This is a genomic window from Paraburkholderia youngii (assembly GCF_013366925.1).
Taxonomy (GTDB): domain Bacteria; phylum Pseudomonadota; class Gammaproteobacteria; order Burkholderiales; family Burkholderiaceae; genus Paraburkholderia; species Paraburkholderia youngii.
Genome location: NZ_JAALDK010000001.1, coordinates 1,621,029 through 1,634,084 on the forward strand (window position 1 = coordinate 1,621,029; position 13,056 = coordinate 1,634,084).

Consider the following 13,056-nt stretch of genomic DNA (forward strand, 5'->3'; position numbering starts at 1 on the left):
CCGGCTTATCCTTCCCGCCTCACCAACTGCTCCAGCACCGTCCGATAAGAGGTCGTCCCGACCACCCGCTCGTTCACGCCATCCTCGAAACCGATCCACCCCGAGTTGAAGCCGTCGAGCATCTCGATCCGCGGCGCGGGCCACTCGGTGCCTTGGGCCTGAAACTGCGCTTGCCACTGCTCGCGCGGCACCGTGCGCGCTTCGACCGGGCGTTCGAGCAGGTCGCCGAGCATCTCGGCGATGTCGCGCTGCGTATAGCGCCGCGGCCCCTCGATCTCGATCACGCGCCGCCCCTGCCACGACTGCGTGAGCGTCTGCGCAACGACGTGGCCGATATCCGCGGTCGCGACCATTGGAAACGCACGTTCGAGTGGCTGCAGAAAGCTCGGCATCACGCCGGATGTGCGCGCCGGGTCGATGTCCCACAGCGAGTTCTCCATGAACCAGGCCGGCCGCAGGATCGCGGTTGGGATCGACAGATCAGCGAGCGCCTGCTCGAGAATATGCACCTGCGTGATCAGGCCGAGCCCCGTTTCGCGCTGCCCGCCCACCGACGACAACGCCGCCACCCTCCCCGGCCGCGCCTTCGACAGCGCCTCCTTCAGCACCGTGGCCGCCGCATGCGCGTTCGGATAACCGGGCAGCGGCGCGAAGTTCGGCGCGATCATGACGAACACGCCGGCCGTGCCGCGAAACGCGGCGGTGAGCGCGTCGGCGTCGTCGAACGACGCGATCGCGATTTCGGCGCCACGCTCGCGCCACGGTGCCGCTTTGCTTTCGTCGCGCAGCACGGCACGCACCGCGTGCCCCGCGTCGAGTAACGCGCGTGCCGCCGCGCCGCCCACCTGTCCTGTCACACCGGTAATTGCAAACATGCTCTTCTCCTCGATGACGGCGGATGCCGTGATGGGAAGAATTCTCGGTGTGGCGCGGCGATTTCGCGAGAGCATGGATGTCATTTGTTTAGTGACTCCGTGTCATCAAGCCAACCGTTCGGAGCGTCGCTTTTCTATACAGAAACACCAGATCAGGGAACCAGGCCGGACACAACACCTGAGACGTGTTTGCGCCGGTCCTTCATCCGATGACTACATTCCATCCTGCACCAGCGCCGCGTAGCGTCCGCGGTGAAACGACGGACAAGTTGGCCGACCTTCACTGGAAAGTGGGATAGGTGGCGTGCCTGTGTCGCCCGGCATGGCGGCGACCTTCGAATGCGAGGCCGAGCATTGTGCTACAGCCGGAATAGTGAGCCGCACCGAGGCGCGGGGAAAGCGAGGTGTCATGTGCAGCTGCGAAGTGTCGCAAAATCGGACGCTCACAGAAGATCGACGTTGGCGGGATGTCTGAAAATGGGACGCATCGAGTGTGAAGGGCTCGATTGCATGTAGGGTGGTGTCGTCGCTCAGAGAGCGAAGTGCGCGATGTCAGCTAGAAAGACTGACGCCTGGATAGATCCAGGGCTCGAGGGAGAGTGATGGCAGGGGAAGAAGGATTCGAACCTTCGAATGCCGGAATCAAAATCCGGTGCCTTAGGCCAGCTTGGCGACTCCCCTACGTAGGGGCGAGATCCTACCAAAGGATTCGCAAAGAGCAAAGGGTCTCGCAGATCTGGTGAGATGGGTTCGCTCAATGGTGATCCACCGGTCGCGGCCTGAGCGGCTCACCTCCACGGCATTCGAGCGCCGCCCGGTCCCAGCCGCCGAGATCCGCGGCGGCTTGATAGGTGCTCTCGAGAAAAGCCAGCAGCGCTCGCTCGGGGTCGTTCGACGTGCGGACCCGTTCGTACGGAAGGATGAATTCGCCGAGCTTGTCGTCGAAATAGGCGCCGGCCGGCAGGGGTGTTGCCTTGGCAAAGCCGTCAGGCGACGGGTAAGCGTAAGAGTAAAACGCCGGGAAAGGTGTCGCCGGTCCCCCCGGCCAGAATCCGGCCGACGATACTTCGTGGCTGTAGGCTTCGCGCGTCACTTCATCGGGTAGCGCCGGAACGCCGCCGGGGTGGAGAGGCGCGCGGCGTCCAGAAAAACGCGTCACGGCGAGATCGAAGCTACCCCAGAAAAGATGGACCGGGCTAACCTTGCCGATATAGCCGGTACGAAACCGCTCCAGCACACAGCAGACCGTGACGAGCGCTTGAAAGAAACGGGTCACGGCATCCGCGTCGTAAGGGCGCGCTGCATGGTCGTCCTGGAACGCCACGGCGTTCGGGATCTCGTTGGGTCGGCCGTGAAACACGGGTTTGCCACCGAGTTGCGCAACCAGATCCAAAAAGTTGGCGTGGAATTGTGCAACCGACATCGGTCCGAGCGCGAAGTGCGCCTTGCGTCCATCGGCAGCGCTGCCGACCACGCGATGCTCGAGAAAGTCGAACTCGATCTCCACGCCGCTCGCATCGGGGATAAGCGACGTCGTCAGGCCACGCGCGCTAACGTACAACGTAGCGTGCCACGAATGGTTCAGCCATGGAGTTCGGGCGAGCTTGTATTTGCCGGCGATTTGCGTGTAGAGGTGCAACGCGGTGCATGTGCCGCGCCAGGCGTCGTACGGAATATCAGTCCAGGTCGCGCTCATAGAGGCTCCATCACATATTCGTCTGTGTCATCGCCAAATGACGCGCGCCCCAGTCCTTCAAGGTGCGCTGGTCGCTGAATGACCTTACGCCAGACGCAAAGTCTTGTCACCTATCGCGCAATCCGATGGTTACCGGTTGCGCAGGCCTGCTCCCGCACTACTCGGTTCGGCCGAGCGCGTTCTGTGAGCGCACGGATAAAAAATAGTTTGACAGACTATCGTAAGATATATATCTTACGATGCATCTTACGACATTCATGGGAGATTCCCAGATGCGTCATCCTCATCGTTTTTCCGGCCCGCGCGGCGCGCAGGACCGTTGTCACGCGGGCTTCGGCCATCCGTCGCTGCATGCGGGCGGCTCAGCAGGCCGCGACGCGGCTGACACCGCCACTTCGCCCGACCCTCGTCACCGCTTTCTGTTCCACGTTTTGCTTCACGGCTTCGGCCGTCATCACGCGCAGCGCTTCGGCGGCCGTGGCTCGCGCTTCGGCGGTCATGGCGGCCCCGGCGGCATGGGCGGATATGGTGGTTTCGGCGGCGACGGCGATGGCTTCCCGCGTGGCCGCAAATTCAGCTCCGACGATCTGCAACTGCTGCTGCTATCGCTGATAGACACGCAGCCGAGTCACGGCTACGAATTGATCAAGGCGCTCGAGACGCGCTCGAACGGTTTCTATAGCCCGAGCCCCGGCATGGTCTACCCGGCACTGACCTATCTCGAAGAGCTCGGCTACGTCACCGTGCAGCTCGAAGGCAACCGCAAGCGCTATGAGCTGGCGGATGCGGGCCGCGAATATCTGGCCGCGAACCGCGAGCGCGTCGAACTGATGTTCGCGCGGCTCTCGCATATCGCCCGCAAGATGGATTCGGTGCGCCGCGCGTTGGCCGGCGAAGAGCCGGCAGACGTCAGCGAAGGCGGCTGGGTGCCGGAGCTGAACGAAGCGCGCCGCACGCTGAAGAACGCGCTGCTGCGCCGCGACAACGCGCCGGCCGACGAGCAGCGCCGCATCGCCGCGATCCTGATGCGCGCGGCCAACGACATCGAAGGCGGCAGCAACGGCGACAAAGCTAAGACCGGCAACGACAGCGAGCCGACCGTCTGACAACGCGCACTCGTCCACGAGACAACCCGCGCGTCCTCCCAAACCGAGCAGGAATACCACCCTCATGCAAAAACAACTCACTCGCCCTGACCTCGCCGTCCATCGCGTGCGGCATCCGCTGAAGTTTCGTCTGCTGCAAGTCAAGCAGGTGCGCGCGCTGACACCCCACCTGATTCGCGTGACCTTCACCGGCGACGATCTGCACGACTTCGTGTCAGCGTCGTTCGACGACCACATCAAGGTGTTCTTCTCCGAACCGGGCGCCGACAAACCGACGCTGCCGCAAGCCGGCGCCGACGGCCCGGTGTTCCCCGAAGGCAAGCGGCCGACCGCGCGCGATTTCACGCCACGCCGTTTCGATCGCGACGCCCGCGAGCTCGACATCGAGTTCGCGATGCACGACGCGGGGCCCGCAGCGACATGGGCCGCGCAGGCGCAGGTCGGCCAGTATCTGGGCGTCGGCGGCCCGCGCGGCTCAATGGTGATTCCGACCGGCTTCGACTGGCATCTGCTGATCGGCGACGACACCGCGCTACCCGCGATCGCACGACGTCTCGAAGAGTTGCCGGCGGGCACGCGCGTCGCCGCGGTAATCGAGGTCGCCGATCCGTCGGCGCGCATCGAGTTCACGACGCAGGCCGAGCTGCATCTCGTCTGGTGCTATCGCAGCGAAGCCGACACGCAGACTGGCGCGCGCGGCGAAGCGCTGTTGCACGCGGTGCGCGACACCTGGCTGCCGGAGAACGGCGAAGGCTACGTGTGGGCCGCCGGCGAGGCGGCGACGATCCGCGCGGTGCGCCAGCATCTGTGCGGCGAGCGCGGCGTCGACAAAGCGCGGATTCGCGCGGCCAGCTACTGGAAACAGGGCGCCGTCGCGGTCCACGAAACGATCGACGACTGAGCTCCTGCTCGCGTGGCGCGCGGCATCAGCGGCGTACTTCGAACAACAACAAAAGGAAATCAACCGATGTACTCAATCACTGCACGACACGAACGGCATCTGCTGTGGGTGCTCGCGCTCACGCAGTTCACGATCATCATGGACTTCATGGTGATGATGCCGCTCGGTCCGCAGATCATGAGCGCGTTCCAGATCGCGCCGGCCGCGTTCGCGACGGCGGTGTCCGCGTATTCGTGGTGCTCGGGGCTGTCGGGCCTGTTCGCGGCGACGTATATCGACCGCTTCGATCGGCGCCGTCTGCTGCTCGCCATCTACGCGCTGTTCGTGCTGTCGAACCTTGCATGCGCGCTCGCGTCGAGCTTCGCGCTGCTGCTCGCTGCGCGCGCATTCGCCGGCATCTCGGGCGGCGTGCTAGGCTCCGTGATCATGGCGATCGTCGGCGACGTGATCCCGCTGCAACGGCGCGGCGCCGCGACCGGCACCATCATGACCGCGTTCTCGCTCGCGGCGATCGCCGGCGTGCCGGCCGGCGTGATGCTAGGCGCGCAGTTCGGCTGGGCGGCGCCGTTCTTCCTGCTGGTCGCGTTGTCGCTGCTGGTGTGGTTCGCGGCCTCGCGACAGGTGCCGTCGCTGGCCGCGCATCTGAGCCGCAGGCAGCCGCCGCTCGCGGCAGTGCTGCCCGAGCTGTGGGGACTGCTGAGCAACCCGCGGCATCTGAATGCGTTCGCGCTGACGTTCGTGATGATGATCGCGCACATGCTGGTGATTCCGTTCATCTCGCCGATGCTGGTCGCCAATCACGGCGTCGCGCCGCCTCAGCTGTCGTGGCTGTATATGGGCGGCGGCGCGGCGACCTTCTTCACGTCGCGCCTCGTCGGCAGGCTCGCCGACCGCTTCGGCTCGCAGCGCGTGTTCCGCTGCGCGGCGCTGCTGTCGTTCCTGCCGGTGCTGTTCGTCACGCATCTGCCGGACCTGCCGTTCTACGCGCTCGTGCTGTTCTTCCCGTGCTTCCTCGTCTTGATGAACGGCCGCATGGTGCCGATGCAGGCGCTGCTGACCACGGTCCCCGAGCCCAGCCGACGCGGTGCGTTCCTGAGCGCGAACAGCGCGCTGCAGGCGCTCGGCACGGGCACCGGCGCGTGGCTCGGCGGGCTGATGCTGAGCACGTCGGCCGATGGCCGCATCGCCGGGTATGGAACCGTCGGCTGGACCGCGGTGGCGGTCGCGTGCGCGGCGGTGCTGTGGGTCTCGCGTGTGAAGGCTGCGCCGCGCGAAGCGGCGCCGGCCAGCGACGCTGGCGCGACGATGCCTCGCACTGCTGGCATTGAAGCCCACATCGCCGAAGAAGGTTAACGATGCAAGGTCGCGCGCTACGCCTCGTCGTCGGTGCTGCCGGTCAGCGCGCGCCGCGCGGCTTCGCCCTGTTCGTGCGACGCCGCGTAAAACACCCGCGCCCGGCCAATCACGATTTTTAGCGTCGCGATCACGGGCACCGCGAGAAAGATCCCCGCGACGCCGCCGAGCTGGTCGCCCGCGAGCAGTCCGACGATCACCAGAAACGGACTCAGCTCGACGCCTTCGCTCATCAGATACGGATTGAGCACGTAGTCCTGAAACAGCCGGTACAGGCCGATGAAAATCACCAGCCACAACAGGTGCGGATAGCCGCTGAAGACCGCGACCACCAGCGTGATCGCGACCGCGGCCAGCGGCCCCGCGAACGGCACGAATTCGAGCAGCCCCGCGCTGACCGCGAGCAGAAATGCGTACGGCACGCCAAGCAGCGAGAACGCGACGCCGTAGCAAAACAGCGTGGCGAGCGACAGGAACAGCAGCGCGCGCACGTACTTCGACAGCAGCACGTTCACATCGTCGACGATCTCGTTCCACAGCACGCGATGCCGCCGGTTCAGCAACGCGAGAAACGCGTCGCGCATCCGTTCGCCGTCCTTGATCAGCAGGAAGCTCAGGATCGGTATCAGCACCAGATAGATCAGGTTGCTCGCCGCATGCACGACGCCGAGCCCGAGGCTGCGCGCCAACGGCACGGCCTTGTCGGAGCCGGTCTCGATCTGGCTGCGCAGGAAATCGACGATCCGCTCGCGCAGCGGTTCGAGAAAATGCGGCAACGGCAAACGGTTCGGCACGTCGGTGCGTAGCAGCCCGGGCAATTGCGAAAAGAGGCGCGTCGCCTGATCCTGCAATTCCACTCCGAACACCGAGCCGACCACCGCGAGCAGCGCAACGACGACGACGAACACGACCGCGATCGACATGACGCGCGGCACGCGGCGCGGCCTCACGCGTTCGACCAGCGCGACCATCGGGTAGATCAGATAGCTGAAGAACACCGCGAACACGATGACGAGCACCGTCGTCGACGCGACATAGATGACGAAAAACAGCAGCGCGAGCAGAGACGCGGTCCAGATTTTCCTGGCCGCGCCGACGTCGAATCCCAGCATGAGGCGTCCTCGAATGGGCGATGCGGTACCGACGCAAAGAATGCGCCGGCTGACTCTGGACCGTAACAGAAATTTACACGATACGTGTGTCGAACACCGCGCCGCGAGGGCGCGACGCGACGAGCACCGACGGCGTGCGAGGCGCTACGCACGTGGTGCGTCAGTGCACGGCTCGCGTGCCTGACTTTGCTGCGCCCGAAACCGGGCTGTCCGGATAGATACCGCTGGGATGCACGAAACCGCGACGAAACCGTGGCGCGCTAGCTCTTCACGCGCTCACGTTCCTCTTCGGCTTCTTCGGCGATTCTCGCCTGGATCCTGCCGGCGATTTTCTCGGCCGCTCCTTCGGCCTGCTTCGCGCGATTGCCGGTGACCTTGCCAATCGCTTCCTTGACCGAGCCCTTGAGCTCCTTCGCTGTGCCTTCTACACGATTCCTGTCCATGGTGCCTTCCTGCTAGGTTTGACTGTGGAGTTGCCTGCTGGCGTTGCAACGAAACAGCCAACGTACGGCGCGACGCGCCTCGTGATGGCGCGGATCGCTTCTGACGAAACGATCCGCGTCGGAGCAACCTGAAAATTGCTAGCATGCCGCGTTCCCGATACTACTGCGCCACGCTTCGTCACTTGACCGTGACGGCGCCCTTCGCGGCGTCGCTGGCGTCATCCTTGCCGTGAGCCGGTTCAGGATGATCACCTTTCGAGCCGTGAAAGATATGCCGGAAAAGTGCCTTGTTCTTTGCGCCATTCAAAAGGTTCCGCAGCGCGGCATCGTCATCCGCGGGCTTGAACGAAAGCACTCGCTTACGGTAGCGCTCCCTGCGTTCGTCGAGCATGCAGCTCGCCGGCAGCGGCGGTTCCCGGCTGCCCCCGTCGAGATCGATGCCCTCGAACCTCAGCAGCCCCGCATCGTGATTGATGAAGCATGCGGGAAGCTTGGTACGGTCGATCACATAGATGCTCGGCGGATTTTCTCTTCGCGCAAGACCGCAAGATTTCGGCCTTCAGAATATCCTCTGGCACGGCATAGTAAATCGGATAACCGGCCCTCAGGTAAAGTTGTAGTTGCAACACTTCGTAACAGCGCCCCAACGCATGGATCGACAGTACGAGCAAAGACCTTTCATCCGACTCCGTCGCCCGCGGAGCTGTTGCGATACTCGTCCCACGTCTCTCGGGTCCACCATTGCTTGTCGATATCGAAGAAACGATAGATCGAGAAAATCGGCAACGGTGCCGTGGGAACGCACCGTAGGTCGGAAGAGTGCCCGTGATGAGGGCTGTGAGCAGGCTGTGCCAGTCGGGACGGGGATGAACTCTCTATCTAAGATTGCGCCCGGGTGGATGTCAATTGGCGCGCGTGGTCTGTGTACGCCACACCACAATCAGTATCGGGCGGCTGCTGGGTGGGACGTTGGGACTCGTGATGCCAGGCAGAGCCAATGGCGCTCGCGCTCCAGGCTCGCGCGCCGACGCCGGGCCCCGCTCACCGCGCACACCTTGCGGCATGCGCGATGCCGCACAAGTCAGTCGCCATGCCCCGCGCCCAGCGCCGCCAGCGGATGCGCGCCGCCTTGCCACGGCAAGCTCAGGAAATGCCGCACGCGCTCGGGTTGCACATCGGCGAGCGTCGCCGGCGACCAGCGCGGCCGGCGGTCCTTGTCGATCAATTGCGCACGCACACCCTCGCGGAAATCGCCTTCGTCAATCGAGCGCTTCACGATGCCGAGCTCCATCCGGAAGCAGTCGGCGAGCGTCATCTGCCGACCGCGCAGCAGCGCTTCGCGCGTCACGTGCAGCATCGTCGGCGAATGGGCGCTCAGTGCCTCGTAGGTCGCTTGCAGCCATTGCCGCACCTCGCGCGGCGGTTCGCGTTCGAGATCCTGACGCAGCGTCGCGACGATGCGCTCGACGCCCGAGCGCCGGTCGAAGTGGCGCAGTATCAGTTGCGTCAGCGCGCCGAGCGGCGCGTGCGGCACGATGTTGCACGGCGGCTCGAACACGGCGCGCAACGCGTCGATGCGCCCGGTGTCCGACGTGTCGTGCGGCATGCGCTGCAAACGTTCCTCGAAGCTCGCGAGCCAGTCGGCCGGCACGCACAGGTCGGCCAGTTGCAGGCGCATCGCATCGGCGCCCGCCAGCGTCGCGCCGGTCAGACCGACATACAGCGCAAGCTCGGCCGGCATCACGTTCAGAAAGCGGCTCGCGCCGACATCGGGCACGAAGCCGATGCGCGTCTCCGGCATCGCGATGCGGCTGCGCTCGGTCACGATGCGCAGCCGCGCCGCTTGGCCGAGGCCCATGCCGCCGCCCATCGCGATACCGTCGAGCAGCGCGACCACCGGCTTCGGAAACGTGTGCAACGCGTAGTCGAGCCGGTATTCGTCGACGAAGAACGCGAGCCAGCGCGGGTCGCCCTGCGTTGCGAGCCGATGCACCTCGCGCACGTCGCCGCCCGCGCAAAAGCCCTTGTCGCCGGCGCCTTTCAGCACCAGCGCGACGATTCCGGGATCGGTGCGGCATTGCTCGACCAGCACGGCGAGCTCGCGCACCATTGCGTGCGACAGCGCGTTGAGCGCAGCAGGGCGGTTCAGCGTGATGATCGCCACACGGTTGACGACGCGAAACAGCACGTCCGCTTCGGCTTGCGTATTCGGCGCATTGCGCGCTTCGACCGCAACGCTTTGCAAAGTGCTCATCGCTGCGTCTCCCTTGGTGCATGGCTCGTCTGCCAGCGCGGCGCACGTTTTTCGAGGAATGCGTTGACGCCCTCGCGCTGATCGGCGCCATCGAACAGATCGACGAAACGCTCGCGTTCGAGCGCGAGCGCGGCGGCGCGCGGCACGCCATGCCGCGCCTGATGGATCAGCTCCTTGCTGAAGCTGACCGCCTGCGGGCTCAAACCCGTGACCCGCTGCGCCATCTTCAGCGCGGCTTCACGCGCGGCGCCGCGCTCCACCACTTCTTCGACGAGGCCAATGCGCAGCGCGCTCGCCGCATCGACGCGCTCGCCGGTCAGGATCATCCGCTTGGCCCAGCCTTCGCCGACCAGCCACGGCAGCGTCTGCGTGCCGCAGCCGCACGGCAGCAGTCCGACCGCGGTCTCAGGCAGCGCCAGCACCGCATGCTGCTCGGCGATGCGGATATCGCATGCGAGCGCGCATTCGAGACCGCCGCCCATCGCATAGCCGTTGAGCGCCGCGATCACGACCGGCCGCGCGTTTTGCAGCGTTTCGAACGCCGCGCCGAAACGCGCCGCCGCGGCGCGCGCCACTTCGCGATCGCCGTCGGCGAAGGTGTTCAGATCGGCGCCCGCGCTGAAGAACTTCGGGCCGTCGCCGGTTATCACCAGCGCGCGCACGCGCGCATCGGCGTTCAACTGCTCGACGGTGCGCTGCAATTGCAGCAAACCGTCGGGCGTGAAAGCGTTCGCGGGCGGCCGTTTCAACGTGATCAACGCAACCGCGCCGTCGTGCGCGTAATCGAGCTCGATCATTGGGTGCCTCCCTGGCCGTCGCCGCCGCGCTCTCGCGAGCGATACAGCTTGATTACCGCCGAAAAGTCCAGACGTCCCGCGCCGTTCGTGCTCATCGTTTGATAAAGCTGCTGCGCGAGCGCGCCGAGATAGACCGGCTGACGCGCGCCGCGCGCGGCATCGGTGGCGAGGCCGAGGTCCTTCAGCATCAGGTCGGTGCCGAAGCCGCCGGTATAGCCGCGCGACGAAGGCGCGGTCTCGATCACGCCCGGCATCGGGTTATACGTGTCCGAACTCCAGCAACGCCCGGTCGACGTATTGATGATGCTGCCGAGCACCTTCGTGTCGATGCCGAGCGCCTCGCCGAGCGACATCGCCTCCGCGACGCCCGCCATCGAGATGCCGAGCACGAGGTTGTTGCAGATCTTCGCGACCTGGCCGGTGCCGGTATCGCCGCAATGGACGATGTTTTTTCCCATCGCCAGCAGAACGGGCTTGACCTGCTCGTACGCGCTCGCGCTGCCGCCGACCATGAAGGTCAGCGTGCCCGCCGCCGCGCCGCCCGTGCCGCCCGACACCGGCGCATCGACGAAGCTGTTGCCATGCGCCGCGGCGAGTTCGGCAAACGCCTTCACGCTGGCGGGATCGATCGTGCTCGAATCGATGATCGGCACGCCCGCCGCGATGCCGGCGAGGATGCCGTCGTCCGCGACGAGCACGCTGCGTACGTGCGCCGCGGCGGGCAGCATCGTGATCACGCATTCGACGTCGCTGGCGGCGGCCTTCGGCGAGCCGGCCGCTTGCGCGCCCGCATCGACGAGCGTGCGCACGGCCTGTGCGCTGAGATCGAACACGTTGAGCGCGTGGGCCGCCTTCAGCAGGTTCAGCGCCATCGGCGCGCCCATGTTGCCGAGTCCGATAAAGCCTATTTTCATGGTGTCGTCTCCGTATGTGCGTTCAATGCGTTCAATGCGTTCAATGCGTTCAACGCAGGCGGATCGTCGTGTTGACGCCGTCGCTGACGGTGTCGTCGTCGAACCAGCGCGCGGTGACCGTCTTCGTCTGCGTGTAGAACTGCACGACCTGCTTGCCGTACGGACCGAGATCGCCGAGTTTCGAGCCGCGCGAGCCGGTGAAGCTGAAAAACGGCACCGGCACCGGAATCGGAATGTTGATGCCGACCTGGCCGATATCGATCTCGCTCTGGAACTTGCGCGCCGCCGCGCCGCTTTGCGTAAACAGGCCCACGCCGTTGCCGAACGGGTTTGCGTTGACGAGCGCGATCGCGTCGTCGAGCGTCGCGACGTTGACCACCGCGAGCACCGGTCCGAAGATTTCGGTGCGGTAGATTTCCATGTCGGTCGTGACGTCGTTGAATACCGTCGGGCCGATGAAGTTACCCTGCTCATAGCCCTGCACGCTCACATCCCGGCCGTCGAGCGCGAGTGTCGCGCCCTCCTTCACGCCCGCGTCGATCAGACCGAGAATGCGTTGCTTCGCCGCGCGCGACACGACCGGCCCGACATCGGTGCCCGGCTCGTGCCCCGCATTGACCTTCAGCGTCTTCGCCTTCGCGACGAGCTCGGGCAGCCACTCGCGCGCGGCGCCCACCAGCACCGCCACCGAAGTCGCCATGCAGCGCTGACCGGCCGCGCCGAACGCGGCGCCCGCGAGCGCGTTGAGCGTCTGTTCGCGGTTCGCGTCGGGCAGCACCACCGCGTGGTTCTTCGCGCCCATCATCGCTTGCACGCGCTTGCCGTGTTCGCTGCCGAGGCGATACACGTGCGTGCCGACCGCCGTCGAACCGACGAACGAAATCGCCTTTACCAGTTCATGCGCGCACATCGCATCGACCACGTCCTTGCCGCCGTGCACGACGTTCAGCACGCCCTTCGGCACGCCGGCTTCGAGCGCAAGTTCGACGAGCTGCATCGTCGACAGCGGGTCTTGCTCGGATGGCTTCAGCACGAAGGTATTGCCGCACACGAGCGCCATCGGGAACATCCACAGCGGGATCATCGCGGGGAAATTGAACGGCGTGATACCGACGCAGACGCCGAGCGGCTGACGCAACGTGTAGGTGTCCACGCCAGCAGCGACGTTCTCGGCGAATTCACCCTGCTGCAACGTGCCGATAGAACACGCGTGCTCGACGACTTCCAGACCGCGGAAGATGTCGCCCTCGGCATCGGGAATCGTCTTGCCCTGCTCGGCCGACAGCGTCTTCGCGATGCGCGGCATATGCTCACGAATCAGCGCCTGGTACTTCAGCATGATGCGCATGCGCGCGCCGATCGGCGTGTCCTTCCACGTTTTGAATGCGGCGTGCGCGCTGCGCACCGCCGCGTCGACTTCCGCGACGGTCGCGAACGGCACGCGCGCGAGCGCCGCCTGGGTGGCCGGGTTCACGATGTCGCGCCACTCGGTCGTCTTCGATTCGACGAACTCGCCGTCGATCAGCAGTTTGACGGTGGCCACGGCGCCGGCGACGTCGCGGCTGGTCTCGTTCGAAGCAAGGGTGCTCATGCTGAAACTCCTGT

General features: G+C 65.4%; 12 protein-coding genes and 1 tRNA gene. 3 read left to right on the forward strand and 10 right to left on the reverse strand.

Translation table 11 applies throughout. The features are described from left to right. Positions 1–5 precede the first annotated feature (5 nt). From G5S42_RS07440 to G5S42_RS07450, 3 genes are all read right to left on the reverse strand, one after another. Complete coding sequence (locus G5S42_RS07440) at positions 6–875, reverse strand: NmrA family NAD(P)-binding protein (protein ID WP_176106185.1); 870 nt, start codon at positions 873–875, stop codon at positions 6–8. A gap of 603 nt (positions 876–1,478) precedes the next feature. Continuing rightward, positions 1,479–1,556, reverse strand: a tRNA-Gln gene (locus G5S42_RS07445). A gap of 73 nt (positions 1,557–1,629) precedes the next feature. Beyond that, complete coding sequence (locus G5S42_RS07450) at positions 1,630–2,571, reverse strand: DUF5996 family protein (RefSeq protein WP_176106186.1); 942 nt, start codon at positions 2,569–2,571, stop codon at positions 1,630–1,632. 272 nt (positions 2,572–2,843) lie between these two features. On the opposite strand from G5S42_RS07450, the gene G5S42_RS07455 reads away from it, so the two are divergent. The 3 genes from G5S42_RS07455 (at position 2,844) to G5S42_RS07465 (ending at position 5,931) form a co-directional block, all read left to right on the forward strand. Further along, positions 2,844–3,677, forward strand: coding sequence for a PadR family transcriptional regulator (locus tag G5S42_RS07455; RefSeq protein WP_176106187.1), 834 nt, complete (start codon positions 2,844–2,846; stop codon positions 3,675–3,677). Positions 3,678–3,741: 64 nt separating this feature from the next. Continuing rightward, positions 3,742–4,578 carry a siderophore-interacting protein gene (locus G5S42_RS07460; protein ID WP_176106188.1) on the forward strand — a complete coding sequence of 279 codons (837 nt, stop codon included), beginning with the start codon at positions 3,742–3,744 and terminating at the stop codon, positions 4,576–4,578. Between the two features lie 66 nt (positions 4,579–4,644). Beyond that, entirely contained in the window at positions 4,645–5,931 is a 1,287-nt protein-coding gene (locus tag G5S42_RS07465) for an MFS transporter (protein ID WP_176106189.1), read from the forward strand. 17 nt (positions 5,932–5,948) lie between these two features. Here G5S42_RS07465 and G5S42_RS07470 read toward each other — a convergent pair whose 3' ends face one another. From G5S42_RS07470 to G5S42_RS07500, 7 genes are all read right to left on the reverse strand, one after another. Further along, positions 5,949–7,043 (reverse strand): AI-2E family transporter, encoded by a 1,095-nt coding sequence (locus G5S42_RS07470; RefSeq protein ID WP_176106190.1) that lies wholly within the window; start codon positions 7,041–7,043, stop codon positions 5,949–5,951. A gap of 260 nt (positions 7,044–7,303) precedes the next feature. Then, positions 7,304–7,486: a CsbD family protein gene (locus tag G5S42_RS07475; protein ID WP_176106191.1), complete on the reverse strand. Its 183-nt coding sequence runs from the start codon at positions 7,484–7,486 to the stop codon at positions 7,304–7,306. A gap of 178 nt (positions 7,487–7,664) precedes the next feature. Further along, entirely contained in the window at positions 7,665–7,994 is a 330-nt protein-coding gene (locus G5S42_RS44140; RefSeq protein ID WP_246391849.1) for a hypothetical protein, read from the reverse strand. 573 nt (positions 7,995–8,567) lie between these two features. After that, positions 8,568–9,740, reverse strand: a complete 1,173-nt coding sequence (locus G5S42_RS07485; protein WP_176106192.1) for an enoyl-CoA hydratase/isomerase family protein — start codon at positions 9,738–9,740, stop codon at positions 8,568–8,570. After that, on the reverse strand, positions 9,737–10,537 hold the full coding sequence (locus G5S42_RS07490) for an enoyl-CoA hydratase (protein WP_176106193.1): 801 nt from the start codon (positions 10,535–10,537) through the stop codon (positions 9,737–9,739). The genes G5S42_RS07485 and G5S42_RS07490 overlap by 4 nt, the downstream gene beginning before the upstream one ends. Further along, a complete protein-coding gene (gene mmsB / locus G5S42_RS07495) occupies positions 10,534–11,451 on the reverse strand; it encodes a 3-hydroxyisobutyrate dehydrogenase (RefSeq protein WP_176106194.1) in 918 nt (305 codons plus the stop codon). Before mmsB ends, G5S42_RS07490 begins: the two co-directional genes overlap by 4 nt. Positions 11,452–11,500: 49 nt before the next feature. Then, a complete protein-coding gene (locus G5S42_RS07500; RefSeq protein ID WP_176106195.1) occupies positions 11,501–13,042 on the reverse strand; it encodes a CoA-acylating methylmalonate-semialdehyde dehydrogenase in 1,542 nt (513 codons plus the stop codon). Positions 13,043–13,056 lie beyond the last annotated feature (14 nt).

What these genes read in the sequence shown, in the direction of transcription:
- G5S42_RS07460 (WP_176106188.1), top strand. Translation starts at nt 3,742, where the DNA reads ATGCAAAAACAACTCACTCGCCCTGACCTCGCCGTCCATCGCGTGCGG.
- G5S42_RS07465 (WP_176106189.1), top strand. Translation starts at nt 4,645, where the DNA reads ATGTACTCAATCACTGCACGACACGAACGGCATCTGCTGTGGGTGCTC.
- G5S42_RS07500 (WP_176106195.1), bottom strand. Translation starts at nt 13,042, where the DNA reads ATGAGCACCCTTGCTTCGAACGAGACCAGCCGCGACGTCGCCGGCGCC.
- G5S42_RS07455 (WP_176106187.1), top strand. Translation starts at nt 2,844, where the DNA reads ATGCGTCATCCTCATCGTTTTTCCGGCCCGCGCGGCGCGCAGGACCGT.
- G5S42_RS07470 (WP_176106190.1), bottom strand. Translation starts at nt 7,043, where the DNA reads ATGCTGGGATTCGACGTCGGCGCGGCCAGGAAAATCTGGACCGCGTCT.
- mmsB (WP_176106194.1), bottom strand. Translation starts at nt 11,451, where the DNA reads ATGAAAATAGGCTTTATCGGACTCGGCAACATGGGCGCGCCGATGGCG.
- G5S42_RS07485 (WP_176106192.1), bottom strand. Translation starts at nt 9,740, where the DNA reads ATGAGCACTTTGCAAAGCGTTGCGGTCGAAGCGCGCAATGCGCCGAAT.
- G5S42_RS07440 (WP_176106185.1), bottom strand. Translation starts at nt 875, where the DNA reads ATGTTTGCAATTACCGGTGTGACAGGACAGGTGGGCGGCGCGGCGGCA.
- G5S42_RS07490 (WP_176106193.1), bottom strand. Translation starts at nt 10,537, where the DNA reads ATGATCGAGCTCGATTACGCGCACGACGGCGCGGTTGCGTTGATCACG.
- G5S42_RS07450 (WP_176106186.1), bottom strand. Translation starts at nt 2,571, where the DNA reads ATGAGCGCGACCTGGACTGATATTCCGTACGACGCCTGGCGCGGCACA.
- G5S42_RS07475 (WP_176106191.1), bottom strand. Translation starts at nt 7,486, where the DNA reads ATGGACAGGAATCGTGTAGAAGGCACAGCGAAGGAGCTCAAGGGCTCG.